13 protein-coding genes, 1 tRNA gene and 1 pseudogene are annotated in these 16,511 nt (G+C 65.4%); 12 read left to right on the forward strand and 3 right to left on the reverse strand.

From position 1 onward, the window contains the following. The first annotated feature begins 22 nt into the window (after window positions 1–22). The 4 genes from HMPREF1224_RS24495 to HMPREF1224_RS24510 all read left to right on the forward strand — a co-directional run bounded on the left by HMPREF1224_RS24495 (window position 23) and on the right by HMPREF1224_RS24510 (window position 4,721). A complete protein-coding gene (locus tag HMPREF1224_RS24495) occupies window positions 23–1,294 on the forward strand; it encodes a YeaH/YhbH family protein (protein ID WP_003099579.1) in 1,272 nt (423 codons plus the stop codon). Beyond that, on the forward strand, window positions 1,291–2,844 hold the full coding sequence (locus tag HMPREF1224_RS24500; RefSeq protein WP_003099581.1) for a SpoVR family protein: 1,554 nt from the start codon (window positions 1,291–1,293) through the stop codon (window positions 2,842–2,844). Before HMPREF1224_RS24495 ends, HMPREF1224_RS24500 begins: the two co-directional genes overlap by 4 nt. 94 nt (window positions 2,845–2,938) lie before the next feature. After that, complete coding sequence (locus HMPREF1224_RS24505; RefSeq protein ID WP_003085071.1) at window positions 2,939–3,445, forward strand: DUF4136 domain-containing protein; 507 nt, start codon at window positions 2,939–2,941, stop codon at window positions 3,443–3,445. 43 nt (window positions 3,446–3,488) lie between these two features. Then, entirely contained in the window at window positions 3,489–4,721 is a 1,233-nt protein-coding gene (locus tag HMPREF1224_RS24510) for a multifunctional CCA addition/repair protein (protein WP_003117955.1), read from the forward strand. On the opposite strand, the gene folK is transcribed toward HMPREF1224_RS24510, so the two are convergent. After that, a complete protein-coding gene (folK, locus tag HMPREF1224_RS24515; RefSeq protein WP_003099585.1) occupies window positions 4,694–5,236 on the reverse strand; it encodes a 2-amino-4-hydroxy-6-hydroxymethyldihydropteridine diphosphokinase in 543 nt (180 codons plus the stop codon). The two genes, HMPREF1224_RS24510 and folK, sit on opposite strands and share 28 nt — an antisense overlap. Continuing rightward, window positions 5,227–5,580, reverse strand: coding sequence for a dihydroneopterin aldolase (folB, locus tag HMPREF1224_RS24520; protein WP_031628438.1), 354 nt, complete (start codon window positions 5,578–5,580; stop codon window positions 5,227–5,229). The genes folK and folB overlap by 10 nt, the downstream gene beginning before the upstream one ends. Window positions 5,581–5,663: 83 nt before the next feature. Between folB and plsY the strand changes: the two genes are divergently transcribed. After that, complete coding sequence (gene plsY, locus HMPREF1224_RS24525; RefSeq protein WP_003085061.1) at window positions 5,664–6,233, forward strand: glycerol-3-phosphate 1-O-acyltransferase PlsY; 570 nt, start codon at window positions 5,664–5,666, stop codon at window positions 6,231–6,233. Between the two features lie 78 nt (window positions 6,234–6,311). Here plsY and tsaD read toward each other — a convergent pair whose 3' ends face one another. Next, window positions 6,312–7,337 (reverse strand): tRNA (adenosine(37)-N6)-threonylcarbamoyltransferase complex transferase subunit TsaD, encoded by a 1,026-nt coding sequence (tsaD, locus tag HMPREF1224_RS24530; RefSeq protein WP_003129196.1) that lies wholly within the window; start codon window positions 7,335–7,337, stop codon window positions 6,312–6,314. A gap of 200 nt (window positions 7,338–7,537) precedes the next feature. Between tsaD and rpsU the strand changes: the two genes are divergently transcribed. From rpsU to HMPREF1224_RS0112185, 7 genes and pseudogenes are all read left to right on the forward strand, one after another. Beyond that, window positions 7,538–7,753 (forward strand): 30S ribosomal protein S21, encoded by a 216-nt coding sequence (gene rpsU / locus HMPREF1224_RS24535; protein WP_003085057.1) that lies wholly within the window; start codon window positions 7,538–7,540, stop codon window positions 7,751–7,753. Between the two features lie 69 nt (window positions 7,754–7,822). After that, window positions 7,823–8,272: a GatB/YqeY domain-containing protein gene (locus HMPREF1224_RS24540; RefSeq protein WP_003085042.1), complete on the forward strand. Its 450-nt coding sequence runs from the start codon at window positions 7,823–7,825 to the stop codon at window positions 8,270–8,272. 82 nt (window positions 8,273–8,354) lie between these two features. After that, window positions 8,355–10,349 carry a DNA primase gene (gene dnaG, locus HMPREF1224_RS24545; RefSeq protein ID WP_003118894.1) on the forward strand — a complete coding sequence of 665 codons (1,995 nt, stop codon included), beginning with the start codon at window positions 8,355–8,357 and terminating at the stop codon, window positions 10,347–10,349. A 79-nt stretch (window positions 10,350–10,428) separates the two neighbouring features. Continuing rightward, window positions 10,429–12,282, forward strand: a complete 1,854-nt coding sequence (rpoD, locus tag HMPREF1224_RS24550) for an RNA polymerase sigma factor RpoD (protein ID WP_003085035.1) — start codon at window positions 10,429–10,431, stop codon at window positions 12,280–12,282. A 106-nt stretch (window positions 12,283–12,388) separates the two neighbouring features. Then, on the forward strand, window positions 12,389–16,126 hold the full coding sequence (locus HMPREF1224_RS24555) for an EAL domain-containing protein (RefSeq protein ID WP_010793497.1): 3,738 nt from the start codon (window positions 12,389–12,391) through the stop codon (window positions 16,124–16,126). 16 nt (window positions 16,127–16,142) lie between these two features. Then, a tRNA-Ile gene (locus HMPREF1224_RS24560) sits at window positions 16,143–16,219 on the forward strand. 153 nt (window positions 16,220–16,372) lie between these two features. Next, window positions 16,373–16,507, forward strand: a pseudogene (locus HMPREF1224_RS0112185) (integrase); the annotation flags it as partial. Window positions 16,508–16,511: the final 4 nt, after the last annotated feature.

Raw genomic sequence — 16,511 nt, forward strand, 5'->3', positions numbered from 1 at the left:
CCACAGGCCCTGAGGAGCATTCATGAGCTACGTCATCGACCGGCGTCTGAACGGCAAGAACAAGAGCACGGTGAACCGCCAGCGCTTCCTGAGGCGCTACCGTGAACACATCAAGAAGGCCGTCGAGGAGGCCGTCAGCCGGCGTTCCATTACCGACATGGAGCACGGCGAGCAGATCAGCATTCCCGGGCGCGATATCGACGAACCGGTGCTGCACCATGGCCGTGGCGGGCGGCAGACCGTCGTCCACCCCGGCAACAAGGAATTCACCGCCGGCGAGCACATCGCCCGTCCATCCGGCGGCGGGGGCGGCCGCGGCGGCGGCAAGGCCAGCAACAGCGGCGAAGGCATGGACGACTTCGTCTTCCAGATCACCCAGGAGGAATTCCTCGACTTCATGTTCGAGGACCTGGAGCTGCCCAACCTGGTCAAGCGCCACATCACCGGCACCGACACCTTCAAGACCGTCCGCGCCGGCATCAGCAACGACGGCAACCCGTCGCGCATCAACATCGTCCGCACCCTGCGCTCGGCCCATGCGCGGCGCATCGCGCTGTCCGGCGGCAGCCGGGCCAAGCTGCGCGCGGCGCTGAAGGAACTGGAGCGGATCAAGCGCGAAGAGCCGGACAACCTCGGCGATATCCAGGAACTCGAGCTGGAAATCGCCAAGCTCCGCGCGCGCATCGACCGGGTGCCGTTCCTCGATACCTTCGATCTCAAGTACAACCTGCTGGTCAAGCAGCCCAACCCCACCTCCAAGGCGGTGATGTTCTGCCTGATGGACGTCTCCGGCTCGATGACCCAGGCGACCAAGGACATCGCCAAGCGCTTCTTCATCCTGCTCTACCTGTTCCTCAAGCGGAACTACGAGAAGATCGAAGTGGTGTTCATCCGCCACCACACCAGCGCCCGCGAGGTCGACGAGGAGGAGTTCTTCTACTCCCGCGAGACCGGCGGCACCATCGTCTCCAGCGCGCTGAAGATGATGCAGGAGATCATGGCCGAGCGTTATCCGACCCATGAGTGGAACATCTACGCCGCCCAGGCCTCGGACGGCGACAACTGGAACGACGACTCGCCGGTGTGCCGGGACATCCTCCTCAAGCAGATCATGCCGTTCGTCCAGTACTACACCTACGTCGAGATCACCCCGCGCGAACACCAGGCCCTGTGGTTCGAGTACGAGCGCGTGCGCGAAGCCTTCGAAGACAGCTTCGCCCAGCAGCAGATCGTCTCGGCATCGGACATCTACCCGGTGTTCCGCGAGCTGTTCCAGAGGAGGCTCGTCGCATGAGCAAGCGCCAGCCCATCGCCACCGGCTCGGAATGGACCTTCGAGCTGATCCAGCAGTACGACCGGGAAATCAGCAGGATCGCCGAGCGCTATGCCCTGGATACCTATCCGAACCAGATCGAGGTGATCACCGCCGAGCAGATGATGGACGCCTACGCCTCGGTGGGCATGCCGATCGGCTATAACCACTGGTCCTACGGCAAGCACTTCCTCAGTACGGAAAAGAACTACAAGCGTGGCCAGATGGGCCTGGCCTACGAGATCGTGATCAACTCCGATCCCTGCATCGCCTACCTGATGGAGGAAAACACCCAGTGCATGCAGGCGCTGGTGATCGCCCACGCCTGCTACGGGCACAACAGTTTCTTCAAGGGCAACTACCTGTTCCGCACCTGGACCGATGCCAGTTCGATCATCGATTACCTGGTGTTCGCCAAGCAGTACATCATGCAGTGCGAGGAGCGCTACGGGATCGACGCGGTGGAAGACCTGCTCGACTCCTGCCACGCCCTGATGAACTACGGTGTCGACCGCTACAAGCGTCCCTACCCGATTTCCGCGGAAGAGGAGCGGCAGCGGCAGAAGGAGCGCGAGGAACTGATCCAGCGCCAGGTCAATGACCTCTGGCGGACCATCCCGCGCGTCGGCGGCAAGGACAAGGAACAATCCATGGCGCGCTATCCGAGCGAGCCGCAGGAGAACATCCTCTACTTCATCGAGAAGAACGCGCCGCTTCTGGAGCCCTGGCAGCGCGAGGTGATCCGCATCGTGCGCAAGATCGCCCAGTATTTCTACCCGCAACGCCAGACCCAGGTGATGAACGAAGGCTGGGCGACCTTCTGGCACTACACGCTGCTCAACGACCTCTACGACGAAGGCCTGGTCAACGACGGCTTCATGATGGAGTTCCTGCAATACCACACCAGCGTGGTCTACCAGCCGTCCTTCGACAGCCCCTACTACAGCGGCATCAACCCCTACGCCCTGGGCTTCGCCATGTACCGCGACATCCGCCGCATCTGCGAGGAACCTACCGACGAGGACCGCCGCTGGTTCCCGGATATCGCCGGCAGCGACTGGCTGGCCACGCTGAAGTTCGCCATGAAGAGCTTCAAGGACGAAAGCTTCATCCTGCAGTTCCTCTCGCCCAAGGTGATTCGCGACCTGAAGCTGTTCAGCATTCTCGACGACGACCAGAAGGACGACCTGCTGGTCGCGGCGATCCACGACGAAGCCGGCTACCGCACCATCCGCGAGACCCTGGCGGCGCAGTACAACCTCGGCAACCGCGAGCCGAACATCCAGATCTGGAACGTCGACCGTCGCGGCGACCGCTCGCTGACCCTGCGCCACCAGCAGTTCGACCGCCAGCCGCTGAGCGATTCCACCGCCGACGTGCTCAAGCACCTGCATCGCTTGTGGGGCTTCGATATCCACCTGGAGACCCTACAGGGCGACCAGCTCGTGCAGACCCACCACATGCCGCCCAAGGGCGCCAGCGAGGGCGAGGAAGGCTACCCGCGCCTGGACCTGATCATCCCGCCCATTTGATCGGTTGACGTCCACCCCGACCGCCGGCCAGCATGCCGGCACGGTCGGGGCCGCCCACAGCAGAACAAGAAGCCGGCCGTCCACGGGAGCCGCCATGCGCCTGTTCGCCATCGTCCTGCTCTGCCTCGTCCTGGCCACCTGCGCCAGCCACATCCCCAGCGCCCGGGTGACCCATCCGGCCAGCGCCGGACTGCCCGGCCTGCAAGGTTTCCAGTTGATGCCGCCGGAACAGGCGGTCGACGCCCTGCCCTACCGCAACCGCTATCCGCTGATAAACGCAGAGCTGCGCCAGGGACTGGCGGCCCACGGCTACCACGAGAGCGCCACCCCGCAATTCCGCGTCTACTACTGGCTGGCGCTACGCGACGCACCGCTGGAATTCCGCCCCGACCTTCCGCCCACCTCCGGCATGGGGCCTTATCTGGCGATCCACCGTCTGCGCGACGAAACCGGGACATTGCGCGTGCGCCTGGTCGACCTGGAGGAGCGCGTTCTCTGGGAAGGTATGGTAAGCACCGGCCTCAGCCCCGCCAGGGCCAATCCGGAACAGCTCGAACTGGCGGTCGGCGCCCTGCTCCGGCAGCTTCCACGCGCCCGCTAGGACACCCTGGGGTAGACTTCCGCCTATCACGCGGAGGATTCCCATGCAGATTTACAAGGTCGGCGGCGCCGTGCGCGATCGCCTTCTCGGCCGTCCGGTCACCGATATCGACTGGGTGGTGGTCGGTGCCAGCAGCGACGAGATGCTCGCCCGCGGCTACCGCCCGGTGGGCGCCGACTTCCCGGTCTTCCTTCATCCGCAGAGCGGCGAGGAATACGCCCTGGCGCGCACCGAGCGAAAGAGCGGGCGCGGCTACGGCGGCTTCACCTTCCATGCCAGCCCCGAGGTGACCCTGGAGGAAGACCTGACTCGCCGTGACCTGACCATCAACGCCATGGCCGAGGACGAACAGGGCCGGGTAATAGACCCCTACGGCGGCCAGGCCGACCTCGAGGCGCGCCTGCTGCGCCACGTTTCCCCGGCGTTCGCCGAGGATCCCCTGCGGGTCCTGCGCGTAGCGCGCTTCGCCGCCCGCTACGCCGGCCTGGGCTTCCGGATCGCCGCCGAAACCCTCGCCCTGATGCGCCAACTGGCGGAATCCGGCGAGTTGCAGGCGCTGACCCCGGAGCGCAGTTGGAAGGAAATTTCCCGAGCCCTGATGGAACCCAACCCCGAGGTCTTCATCCAGGTCTTGCACGACTGCGGCGCCCTGGCCGAACTGATCCCGGAAGTCGAGGCGCTGTTCGGCGTACCGCAGCCGGCGGCCCACCATCCGGAAATCGATACCGGCGTCCATGTCCTGTCGGTATTGCAGCAATGCGCCCGCCACCGGCAGCCGCTCAGCGTACGCTGGGCCTGCCTGCTGCACGACCTGGGCAAGGGACTCACCAGCGAAGCGGACTGGCCCCGCCATATCGCCCACGAGGCTCGCGGCGTGCCGTTGATCGATGCGGTGAACCAGCGCTTCAGGGTGCCGCGCGACTGCCAGGAACTGGCGCGCCTGGTGGGCGAGTACCACACCCACGCCCATCGGGCGCTGGAGCTGCGCCCGAATACACTGCTGGAGCTGTTGCAGAGCTTCGACGTGTATCGCCGCCCGCAGCGTTTCGAGGAGTTCGTCGCCGCCAGCGAGATGGACGCACGCGGCCGCCTCGGCCTGGAACAGCGGGACTATCCGCAGGCCGCCTACCTGCTCGGCGCGGCGCAGGCAGCGCGGGCAGTCAGCGTGAAGCCGCTGGTGGAAAAGGGCTTGAAGGGCGCGGAACTGGGCGAGGCGCTGAAGCGTGCGCGCCTCGCCGCACTCAAGGCCTACAAGGAAGAACGCGGAAAGGCCTGAAGCAGCGCTTCGGGAGTCAACGCCTGGCCACGCCATTCGAATGGCGCCGGCCAGAGCTTCTGCTGGATCCTCGTCTCGCGCCAGAGATCGCCCAGCGGCTGGCGGGCGACCGGATGCTCCAGGTTCGGCGCCAGCTCGGACAAGGGCCAGAGCACGAAAGCGTTCTTCAGCACTTCGGCGCGCGGCAGCACCAGGCCATCGAAATCGCCCACCAGGTCGCCGTAGAACAGCACGTCGATATCCAGCGGCAGCCCCTTGCGCTCTGGCGCATAGCGGCCATTGTCGGCCTCGATGTGCTTGAGTCGCAGGCTCAGTTCGGCCAGCGGCAGATCGGTGCGGGCAGACACCACCAGGTTGAAGAACGGCCCGCTCTTGATACCCACCGGCTCGCTCTCGAATACCGGCGAACAACGCAGGTCATGAAGGAAAGCGGCCAGCGCATCGAGGCCGGCATGCAGATGGCGCTCACGCTCGACATTGCTGCCGAGGCCGAGGTAGACCGGGATCAGCGACATCCGCGTTCGATCTCCACGCCAACGCCACGGGCCGCCGGCACCGCGCCGGGCTTGGTCACGCGGATGCGCAGCCAGGGAATGCCGCGCTCGCCCATCAGTACCTCGGCGAGGCGCTCGGCGAAGGTTTCCACCAACTGGAAATGCGATTCCCGGGCGAACTCCTGCACCCGCTCGGACAACGCGGCATAGTCCAGCGCCAGGGCGAGATTGTCGCCCGCGGCGGCCGGACGGTTGTCCCAGCCCAGGGTCAGGTCCAGGCGCAGGCACTGACGGATGCCGCGCTCCCAGTCGTACACGCCGATGACGGTATCGACCTCCAAGCCTTCGATAAAAACTCTGTCCACTTCGCTACCCGCTCCAAGGGATGCCACGACAAGCGTGCGCCGCCCCGTTAGAATCGAGGACATCCTCGTCCTCGGTGGAATCCATGGTCTGGCTACTGGCGATCCTCGCCTACCTGCTCGGTTCCCTCTCCTTCGCCGTCCTGCTCAGCCGCTGGTTCGGCACCCAGGACCCGCGCGCCAGCGGTTCCGGCAACCCCGGCGCGACCAACATGCTGCGCGTCGCCGGGAAGAAACTCGCCATCCTGACCCTGCTCGGCGACGTCGGCAAAGGCCTGCTGCCGGTGCTGGTCGCCCGCTGGCTGGGGCTCGGCGTGATGGAGGAGGCCTGGGTCGGCATCGCCGCCGTGATCGGCCACCTGTACCCGCTGTACTTCAACTTCCGCGGCGGCAAGGGTGTCGCCACCGCCGCGGGCATGCTCCTCGGCCTCTATCCGCCGGCCGTACTGCTGGCCGCGGCGGCCTGGCTGCTGACCTTCAAGCTGTCGCGCACCAGCTCGCTCGCCTCGCTGGTGGCCACCCCGCTGACCCTGCCGTTGCTGGCCTGGCAGCAGCCCGGAGCGCTGCTGCCGATGACCGTGCTGACCGGCCTGATCGTCTGGCGGCACCGCGCCAACTTACGCGATCTGTTCGCCGGCCGCGAACGGCATTTCTAATCCATAAAAGGAAAAAACTTCATGCAGTCTGGCCCAGCTGCGTCATCGACACCTGCCTGACTGCGACCTGGCGGCCACTCAGACCGCCGGCAGCGACTCCATCGGCCAGCGCGGCTGGACGCTGATCGCCGGGCCGTCATGCTGGCCGGCGAGCAGGCGCTGGCAGCCGGCGTAGGCGATCATCGCGCCATTGTCGGTGCAGAAGCGCGGGCGGGCGTAGAACACCTGCCCCTTCATTTCGCCGAGCATCTTTTCCAGGCCGCTGCGCAGCGCCTGGTTGGCGCTGACGCCGCCGGCGATCACCAGGTTCTTCAGGCCGGTCTGCTTCAAGGCGCGACGGCACTTGATCAGCAGGGTCTCGACCACCGCGGTCTGGAACGCCAGGGCGATGTCGCAGCGGGTCTGCTCGCTGTCGTCGCCGGCCTCGACGCAACGCTGCCAGGTGTTCAGGGTAAAGGTCTTGAGCCCGCTGAAGCTGAAGTCCAGGCCGGGGCGATCGGTCATCGGCCGCGGGAACACGAAGCGGCCAGGAGTGCCGAGCTCCGCCAGGCGGGCGATTTCCGGACCGCCGGGATAGCCCAGGCCGATCAGCTTGGCGGTCTTGTCGAAGGCTTCGCCGGCGGCGTCGTCCACCGATTCGCCAAGCAACTGGTAGCGACCGATGCCGTCCACCCGCACCAACTGGGTGTGACCGCCGGAAACCAGCAAGGCGACGAACGGGAACCGCGGCGGCTGCTCTTCCAGCATGGGCGCCAGCAGGTGCCCTTCCATGTGGTGCACGCCGACCGCCGGCACGCCCCAGGCGAAGGCCATCGCCTGGGCACAGGAAGCCCCCACCAGCAGGGCGCCGACCAGGCCGGGGCCGGCGGTATAGGCGATCGCGTCGATATCCGCCGGCGTGCAGCCGGACTCGTCGAGCACCTGGCGGATCAGCGGCAGCATGCGCTTGACGTGGTCGCGCGAGGCCAGCTCGGGCACGACGCCGCCGTAGACGCGATGGAGGTCGATCTGACTGAACAGCGCGTCGGCCAGCAGGCCGCGTTCGCTGTCGTAAAGGGCGACGCCGGTTTCGTCGCAGGACGTTTCCAGTCCCAGCACGCGCATGGGCTTGAGCCTTAGAGCTTGGCAAATACGAAGCCGCGCATGATAATCGGCGGCTTTGCGCCAGACCAGTGTTTTTCGATCGGAGGCTTTGCATTCCTCCGGCCGAACCGTTAATATCCGCAACCCTTGAAAACCGACGTATCCGCGCCACCTTGCCGGAGTACGTTCAACCCCCGGTAATCAGTGAAGGTACGACCTGGATGCCAGCCGTCAAAGTAAAAGAGAACGAACCCTTCGACGTAGCCCTGCGTCGTTTCAAGCGCTCCTGCGAAAAAGCAGGTGTACTGGCTGAAGTTCGCAGCCGCGAGTTCTACGAGAAGCCCACTGCCGAGCGCAAGCGCAAGGCCGCTGCCGCAGTGAAGCGCCACGCGAAGAAAGTACAGCGCGAACAGCGCCGTCGCGAGCGCCTGTACTGATCCACTCGACGCCCACGCGTCAGTGATCGTGCCTCAGCCCGGCCCCGGCCGGGCTTTCGGCTTTCCGCCATGAGCGAAATCAAATCCCGCCTCCTCGACGCCGTCAAGGTCGCCATGCGCGCCCAGGACAAGCCGCGGCTGACCACGTTACGCCTGGCCCTCGCGGACATCAAGCGCGTCGAAGTCGACGAACGCATCGAGGTGGATGACGCCCGAGCCCTGCTGATCCTCGACCGGATGATCAAGCAGCGCCGCGACGCCCAGCGCCAGTTCAGCGACGCCGGCCGCCAGGACCTCGCCGAGGTCGAGGCTGCCGAGATCCTCGTGCTCCAGGACTTCATGCCCAAGCCCCTGGACGACCATGAGATCGACGCCCTGATCGAGCGCAGCATCGTCGACAGCGGCGCCCAGGGTCCGCAGGACATGGGCAAGGCGATGAACCTGCTGCGACCGCAGGTCCAGGGTCGCGTCGACATGGCACAGGTCAGCCAGCGCCTGAAGGCGCGCCTCTCCTCCTGAAACACCGCGCCGGCCTGATCGGCCCGGCGATAATTGCTATGCTGCCGCTCTGCGCCCACGCGCCGTCGTTTTCGAGAACACCATGGCCGGCCTGATACCGCAAAGCTTCATCGATGACCTGCTGAACCGCACCGACATCGTCGAGGTGGTGAGTTCACGCATCCAACTGAAGAAAACCGGCAAGAACTACAGCGCCTGCTGCCCGTTCCACAAGGAAAAGACTCCCTCGTTCACCGTCAGCCCGGACAAGCAGTTCTACTACTGCTTCGGCTGCGGCGCCGGCGGCAACGCGCTCGGCTTCGTCATGGACCACGACCAGCTGGAGTTCCCCCAGGCGGTCGAGGAACTGGCCAAGCGCGCCGGCATGGACGTGCCGCGCGAGGAACGCGGCGGACGCGGGCACACGCCGCGCCAGCCGACCGACTCGCCGCTCTACCCGCTGCTCAGCGCCGCCGCCGAGTTCTACAAGCAGGCGCTGAAAAGCCACCCGGCGCGCAAGGCCGCGGTGAACTACCTGAAGGGCCGCGGCCTGACCGGCGAGATCGCCCGCGACTTCGGCCTCGGTTTCGCCCCGCCCGGTTGGGACAACCTGCTCAAGCACCTGGGTGGCGACAACCTGCAACTCAAGGCCATGCTCGACGCCGGCCTGCTGGTGGAGAACAGCGACACCGGCAAGCGCTACGACCGCTTCCGCGATCGCGTGATGTTCCCGATCCGCGACAGCCGCGGGCGGATCATCGCCTTCGGCGGCCGGGTGCTCGGCGACGACAAGCCGAAGTACCTGAACTCCCCGGAGACTCCGGTCTTCCACAAGGGCCAGGAACTCTACGGACTCTACGAGGCCCGGCAGAAGAATCGCGACCTCGACGAGATCATGGTGGTCGAGGGCTACATGGATGTCATCGCCCTGGCCCAGCAAGGCATCCGCAACGCGGTGGCGACCCTCGGCACGGCGACCAGCGAGGAACACATCAAGCGCCTGTTCCGCCTGGTACCGAGCATCCTGTTCTGTTTCGACGGCGACCAGGCCGGGCGCAAGGCGGCCTGGCGCGCCCTGGAGTCGGTGCTGCCGAACCTGCAGGACGGCAAGCGCGTGCGCTTCCTGTTCCTCCCCGAGGGCGAGGACCCGGACAGCCTGGTACGCGCCGAGGGCGAGGATGCCTTCCGCGCACGCATCACCCAGCAGGCCCAGCCGCTGGCGGAGTACTTCTTCCAGCAACTGATGCTCGAGGCCGACCCCGCCACCCTGGAAGGCAAGGCCCACCTGGCGACCCTCGCCGCGCCGCTGCTGGAGAAGATTCCCGGGAACAACCTGCGCCTGCTGATGCGGCAACGTCTGTCGGAAATCACCGGCCTGTCCGGCGAAAACATCGGACAACTGGCGCACCACAGCCCGCCACCGTCGTCCATGGATCACGGAGCGAGCGGCGCCTTGGACGGCGACGACTATTTCGCCGCCAGCGCCTACTACGAGAACGAGCCCTCCCATGCGCCGTTCGACGCTGCGCCAGGCTATGGCGAGGCGCAACCGCGCAAGAGCTGGAACAAGGACAAGAAGCCCTGGGACGGCAAGAAGTGGGATGGCAAGAAGAAGTGGGACAAAGGCGGCCGCGGCGACTTCAAGACTCCGCAACGAACGCCGGTCAGCGTGGAGTCCACCACCCTCAACGCCCTGCGCACCTTGCTGCATCATCCGCAGTTGGCCTTGAAGGTCGACGATGCGGGCACCCTCGCCAGGGAGCAGGATACCTACGCCCAGTTGCTGGTGTCCCTGCTGGAAGCCCTGCAGAAGAACCCGCGGCAGAGCTCGATGCAACTCATCGCGCGCTGGCACGGCACGCCCCAGGGCCGCCTGCTGCAGGCCCTGGGCGAGAAGGAGTGGCTGATCGTCCAGGAGAACCTTGAAAAGCAGTTCTTCGACACCATTACTAAACTCTCCGAGAGCCAGCGTTTCGGCGAGCGGGAGGAGCGTTTACGCAGCGTCATGCAGAAGAGCTACAGTGAACTGACCGATGAAGAGAAAGCCTTGCTCAGAGAGCACTACAGTGTTGCCGCTTCATCGCCTTCCCAGAGCTGAACTGGCGCCTCAGCCCAGGCATCAGGTATAATCCTCTGCTTATTTTTTGCCCGCCAAGACCTTCAGTGGATAGGGTGTTATGTCCGGAAAAGCGCAACAGCAATCTCGTCTGAAAGAGTTGATCGCCCGAGGCCGTGAGCAGGGATACCTGACTTACGCGGAGGTCAACGACCACCTGCCGGAGGATATTTCCGATCCGGAACAGGTGGAAGACATCATCCGCATGATCAACGACATGGGGATCAACGTATTCGAGACAGCCCCGGATGCGGATGCCCTGTTGCTGGCCGAGGCGGATACCGACGAAGCCGCAGCGGAAGAAGCCGCAGCGGCCCTGGCCGCGGTGGAAAGCGACATCGGTCGCACCACCGACCCGGTGCGCATGTACATGCGTGAAATGGGTACCGTGGAACTGCTGACCCGCGAAGGCGAGATCGAAATCGCCAAGCGCATCGAGGAAGGCATCCGCGAAGTGATGAGCGCCATCGCCCAGTTCCCGGGCACGGTGGACAGCATCCTGGCCGACTACAATCGCATCGTCGCCGAAGGCGGTCGCCTCTCCGACGTCCTCAGCGGCTATATCGATCCCGATGACGGCAGCCTGCCCGCCGAAGAGGTGGAGCCGGTCAACCTGAAGGACGATTCCGCCGACTCGAAAGAGAAGGACGACGAGGAAGAAGAAAGCGACGACAGCAGCGACAGCGACGACGAAGGCGACGGCGGTCCGGATCCGGAAGAAGCCCGCCTGCGTTTCACCGCGGTCTCCGAGCAGCTCGACAAGGCCAAGAAGGCCCTGAAGAAGCACGGTCGCGGCAGCAAGCAGGCCACCGCCGAACTCACCGGCCTGGCCGAGCTGTTCATGCCGATCAAGCTGGTGCCCAAGCAGTTCGACGCCCTGGTCGCCCGCGTGCGCTCCGCCCTGGAAGGCGTGCGCGCCCAGGAACGCGCCATCATGCAGCTCTGCGTGCGTGACGCGCGCATGCCGCGTGCCGACTTCCTGCGCCTGTTCCCGAACCACGAGACCGACGAGAAGTGGGTCGACAGCGTCCTGAAGAGCAAGCCGAAGTACGCCGAGGCCATCGAGCGCCTGCGCGACGACATCCTGCGCAACCAGCAGAAGCTGGCGGCCCTGGAAAGCGAGGTCGAGCTGACCGTCGCCGAGATCAAGGAAATCAACCGCGCGATGTCGATCGGCGAAGCCAAGGCTCGCCGGGCGAAGAAGGAAATGGTCGAGGCCAACCTGCGCCTGGTGATTTCCATCGCCAAGAAGTACACCAACCGCGGCCTGCAATTCCTCGACCTGATCCAGGAAGGCAACATCGGCCTGATGAAGGCGGTGGACAAGTTCGAATACCGTCGCGGCTACAAGTTCTCCACCTACGCCACCTGGTGGATTCGCCAGGCGATCACCCGTTCGATCGCCGACCAGGCACGCACCATCCGCATCCCGGTGCACATGATCGAGACGATCAACAAGCTCAACCGCATCTCCCGCCAGATGCTCCAGGAAATGGGTCGCGAGCCCACCCCGGAAGAGCTTGGCGAGCGCATGGACATGCCTGAGGACAAGATCCGCAAGGTACTGAAGATCGCCAAAGAGCCGATCTCCATGGAAACCCCGATCGGTGACGACGAAGATTCGCACCTGGGCGATTTCATCGAGGACTCCACCATGCAGTCGCCGATCGAGATGGCGACCAGCGAGAGCCTCAAGGAATCCACCCGCGAAGTCCTCGCCGGCCTCACTGCCCGGGAAGCCAAGGTGCTGCGCATGCGCTTCGGCATCGACATGAACACCGACCACACCCTCGAGGAAGTCGGCAAGCAGTTCGATGTGACCCGCGAGCGGATCCGCCAGATCGAAGCCAAGGCGCTGCGCAAGCTGCGCCATCCGTCGCGAAGCGAGCACCTGCGCTCCTTCCTCGACGAGTGACGAACGAACCCCCGGCCTGAAAAACCGGGGGTTTTTCTTTGCCGCTTGCCCCGCCGCCCGGCGTCTACACTTCCGCTTATATTCCCGTCCACCGCGAGACCGCCTCATGCAGCGTCTACAGGCCGTGCTTCTCCTGTGTCTGGCCTGCTGCTGGCCGGGGCTGGCCGACGCACTCACGCTCACGCCCGAGGAACGGGCCTGGCTGGCCGAGCACCCGAGCATCCGCCTGGGCGTGGACACCTCCTGGCCGCCATTCGAGTTCCGCGACGAACAGGGCCGCTACCAGGGACTCGCCGCCGGCTACGTCAGCCTGCTGCAGGAACGCCTGGGCGTCAGCCCGACGCCTGTCGAACCGAAGACCTGGACGCAGGTCCTGGAGCAGGCCAAGGACGGTCGGCTGGACCTGCTGCCCGGCATCATGGCTACCCCGGAGCGCCAGGAGTACCTGAGCTTCACCCGGCCCTACCTGGACTTCCCGATCATCATCCTGGCACGCAAGAACGGCACGATGCCGAAGCGCATCGACGAGCTCTACGGACTCAAGGTCGCGGTGGTCGACCACTATGCTCCTCACGAACTGCTGATCGCCCAGCATCCCGACCTCACCCTGCTGCCGCTGCCTTCGGTAGCGGCAGCCCTGCAGGCGCTGGCCACCGGCCAGGCCGACGCCTTCGTCGGCGACTTCGCCTCCAGCGTATGGAACCTCCGCCAGCTCAAGCTCAACGGCCTGGAGATCAGCGGCGAGACGCCATACCGCTACCAACTGGCGATGGCCGTGCCGCGCGGACAACCGATCCTCGCCGGGATCGTCGACAAGGTCCTCGCCGACCTCAGCGCCGAGGAGATCGAGCGACTCCAGGCCCCCTGGGTCGGCGGCCTGCTCGACCGACGTCCGGCCTGGCGCGAGATGGCGACCTACGGTCTTCCCATCGTCCTGCTGATCCTGGTCTCGGTCGCCATACTGCTGGCCATGAACCGCCGCCTGCGCCGCGAGGTGAGTCGCCGGCGGCAATTGGAGCGCGAACTGCGCGACAGCGAACAGCACTACCGGGGACTGGTGGAAAGCCTGAATGCCATCGCCTGGGAAATGCGCCTCGAGGAGAACCGCTTCACCTACGTCTCGCCCCACGCCGAACGCCTGCTCGGCTATCCCCTCGGCGAATGGCTGCAGCCGGGCTTCTGGCAGCGGACCCTGCACCCCATGGACGCCGAGTACGCCATCCACTACTGCATGAGCGAAAGCCAGGCCGGACGCGACCACAGCTTCGACTACCGGATGCTCGCCGCCGACGGCCGGGTAGTCTGGATTCGCGATCTGGTCACCCCGATCACGCAAGGCCGGGACCTGCTCCTGCGCGGTCTGATGATCGACATCACCGAGGCCAAGCTCACCGAGCAGGCCATGCGCCTGTCCGAACAGAAGTTCGCTTCGGTGTTCCACCACTGCCCGGACATGGTGGTACTGGCCAACGGCGCCGACGGCCGCTTCCTCGCGGTGAACAGCACCTTCGAGCAGCAGATCGGCATCGCCGCCGACGACGCCATCGGCAAGACCGCCACCGAACTGGGCATCTGGGCACTCCCCGGCCTGGGCCCGCAGGTCCTGGAAAAGCTCGGCCACGGCAACCTGACCAACCTCGAGGTGCCCCTGCGGCGCCGCAATGGCAGTACCTTCAGCGCGCTGCTCAGCGCCCAGCACGTGGCCCTCGACCAGACCCCGGCGCTGGTGGTGGTGATCCGCGACATCACCCACCTGGTGGAGACCCAGGAACTGCTGCGGATCTCCGAGGAGAAGTTCGCCAACGCCTTCCATGCCTACCCCGACGGTCTGCTGATCAGCCGCCTCGAAGACGGCACGCTGATCGACGTGAACGAAGGCTTCACCCGTCTCACCGGCTACCGCCGCGACGAGGTCATCTCCCGCTCCACGCTCGAACTCGGCCTGTGGGTCGACACCGAGGACCGCAAGCGCCTGATCTCGCTGGTACGCCACCACACCCTGACCCAGGGCTTCACCGCCCCTGTACGGGACCGCAACGGTGGCATCCGCCAGTGCGAGATGTCCGCCCACCGGATCAGCATCGATGGCGAGGACTGCGTGCTGACCATCGCCCGCGATATCACCGAGCGCCAGCTCATGCAGGAGAAGCTGCAGCAGGCCGCCACCGTCTTCGAAAGCACCGCCGAAGGCGTGATGATCACCGATACCCGCCAACGCATCACCGCGGTCAACCGCGCCTTCAGCGAGATCACCGGCTACAGCGAGCAGGAGGCGCTGGGACGCTCGCCCAGCCTGCTCTCCTCCGGACAACACGACTCCAGCTTCTACCTCGCCATGTGGAACCAGCTGGAGCGCGACGGGCACTGGCAGGGCGAGATCTGGAACCGACGCAAGACCGGCGAGCTGTACCCCGAATGGCTGACCATCAGCGCGGTACACAATCCGCAGGGCGAGATCACCCACTTCGTCGGCGTCTTCGCCGATATCTCCACCCTCAAATACGCCCAGGCCCGGCTCGACTACCAGGCCCACCACGATCCGCTCACCGGCCTGCCCAATCGCCTGCTGTTCGAGAGCCGGCTCAATCACGCCCTCGACGAGGCCCGCGAAGAGAGTCGTCCCGGCGCCGTGCTGTTCATCGACCTGGACCGCTTCAAGCACATCAACGACAGCCTCGGCCATCCCATCGGCGACCTGCTGCTCAAGGCCATCGCCGAACGCCTGCGCGACCAGTTGCGCGACGTCGATACCGTGGCCCGCCTGGGGGGCGACGAATTCATCATCCTGCTCCCCGGCCTGCACCAGGAAAGCGACGCCGAGCACGTCGCGCGCAAGCTGCTGAATGCCTTCACCGCGCCGTTCCAGGCCGACGGTCATGAATTCTTCGTCAGCGCCAGCGTCGGCATCGCCCTGTTCCCCAAGGACGGCGACGACGCCCCGACCCTGGTGAAGAACGCCGACGCCGCCATGTACCGCGCCAAGTCGCGGGGCCGCAGCCGCATCGAGTACTACACCCGCGAACTGACCTACCTGGCCACCGAGCGCATGGCGCTGGAAACCGAACTGCGCCGCGCCCTCGAGCGCGACGAGTTGCAGCTCTACTACCAACCCAAGCTGAGCCTGGAGAGCGGCTTGCTGGTCGGCGCCGAGGCACTGGTGCGCTGGTACCATCCGCTGTTCGGGGAAATTTCCCCGGAGCGCTTCATCCCCCTCGCCGAGGATTGCGGCCTGATCCTGCCCCTCGGCGACTGGGTGCTGGAACACGCCTGCCAGCAGATGGGCGAATGGCAAAAGCTGCACGCGCCGTTCGGCCCGCTGTCGGTCAACCTCGCCGGCGCCCAGCTCGGCCAGCCGCAACTGATCGAACGCCTCGAGCAACTGCTGGAGCAGTCCGGCCTGGAACCGTCGCGGCTGCAACTGGAAATCACCGAGAGCTTCATCATGAACCAGACCGAGGAGGCCCTCGCCGTCCTCCACGGCCTCAAGCGCCTCGGCGTACAGCTGGCGATCGACGACTTCGGCACCGGCTACTCCTCGCTCAGCTACCTCAAGCGCCTGCCGCTGGACATCCTGAAGATCGACAAGTCGTTCATCCGCGGCCTTCCCGACGATCCCCACGATGCCGCCATCACCCGCGCCATCATCGCCCTCGGCCGCAGCATGCAGCTCACGGTGATCGCCGAAGGCGTGGAAACCGAAGGTCAGCAGAGCTTCCTCACCCACGAAGGCTGCGAGCAGATCCAGGGCTTCGTCCTCAGTCCGCCGCTGCCCGCCGAGCTGTTCGCCAGCAAATTCCTCAAACCGCGCCAGCCGATTGGCGCTCCCCGAGAAGCGCCGGTATAATCCGCCGACCTTCTGGGGGCCTATAGCTCAGTCGGTTAGAGCAGAGGACTCATAATCCTTTGGTCCACGGTTCGAGTCCGTGTGGGCCCACCACCTTCAAAGCCGCGCACTGCGCGGCTTTGCGCTTTCTAGGGTAGTGGCCTCATAAACGACTCCATGGCCAAAAGGTACAAAGTCGGTACAGTACTGGTTAGCCAGTTTGCCTTTGGAGTCCTTATCTGATGGCAACAGTCGTCCCCCCTTCCCGTGGGCCGCAAAACGGATTGGCCGACCAACGAAAAAACCTTCCGCACCAAGCGCGACGCCGAAGACTGGGCACGCCGCACCGAAGACGAGATGGTACGCGGCGTGTACATCCAGCACTGCGGCTCCGAGCGCATGTGAC

This window comes from Pseudomonas sp. P179 (assembly GCF_000478485.2).
Taxonomy (GTDB): domain Bacteria; phylum Pseudomonadota; class Gammaproteobacteria; order Pseudomonadales; family Pseudomonadaceae; genus Pseudomonas; species Pseudomonas aeruginosa.

Excerpts from the sequence above, each read along its gene's own strand:
- HMPREF1224_RS24495 (WP_003099579.1), top strand. The coding sequence starts at position 23 with ATGAGCTACGTCATCGACCGGCGTCTGAACGGCAAGAACAAGAGCACG.
- dnaG (WP_003118894.1), top strand. The coding sequence starts at position 8,355 with ATGGCCGGCCTGATACCGCAAAGCTTCATCGATGACCTGCTGAACCGC.
- rpsU (WP_003085057.1), top strand. The coding sequence starts at position 7,538 with ATGCCAGCCGTCAAAGTAAAAGAGAACGAACCCTTCGACGTAGCCCTG.
- folK (WP_003099585.1), bottom strand. The coding sequence starts at position 5,236 with ATGTCGCTGATCCCGGTCTACCTCGGCCTCGGCAGCAATGTCGAGCGT.
- rpoD (WP_003085035.1), top strand. The coding sequence starts at position 10,429 with ATGTCCGGAAAAGCGCAACAGCAATCTCGTCTGAAAGAGTTGATCGCC.
- HMPREF1224_RS24500 (WP_003099581.1), top strand. The coding sequence starts at position 1,291 with ATGAGCAAGCGCCAGCCCATCGCCACCGGCTCGGAATGGACCTTCGAG.
- HMPREF1224_RS24555 (WP_010793497.1), top strand. The coding sequence starts at position 12,389 with ATGCAGCGTCTACAGGCCGTGCTTCTCCTGTGTCTGGCCTGCTGCTGG.
- plsY (WP_003085061.1), top strand. The coding sequence starts at position 5,664 with ATGGTCTGGCTACTGGCGATCCTCGCCTACCTGCTCGGTTCCCTCTCC.
- tsaD (WP_003129196.1), bottom strand. The coding sequence starts at position 7,337 with ATGCGCGTGCTGGGACTGGAAACGTCCTGCGACGAAACCGGCGTCGCC.
- HMPREF1224_RS24540 (WP_003085042.1), top strand. The coding sequence starts at position 7,823 with ATGAGCGAAATCAAATCCCGCCTCCTCGACGCCGTCAAGGTCGCCATG.
- HMPREF1224_RS24505 (WP_003085071.1), top strand. The coding sequence starts at position 2,939 with ATGCGCCTGTTCGCCATCGTCCTGCTCTGCCTCGTCCTGGCCACCTGC.
- HMPREF1224_RS24510 (WP_003117955.1), top strand. The coding sequence starts at position 3,489 with ATGCAGATTTACAAGGTCGGCGGCGCCGTGCGCGATCGCCTTCTCGGC.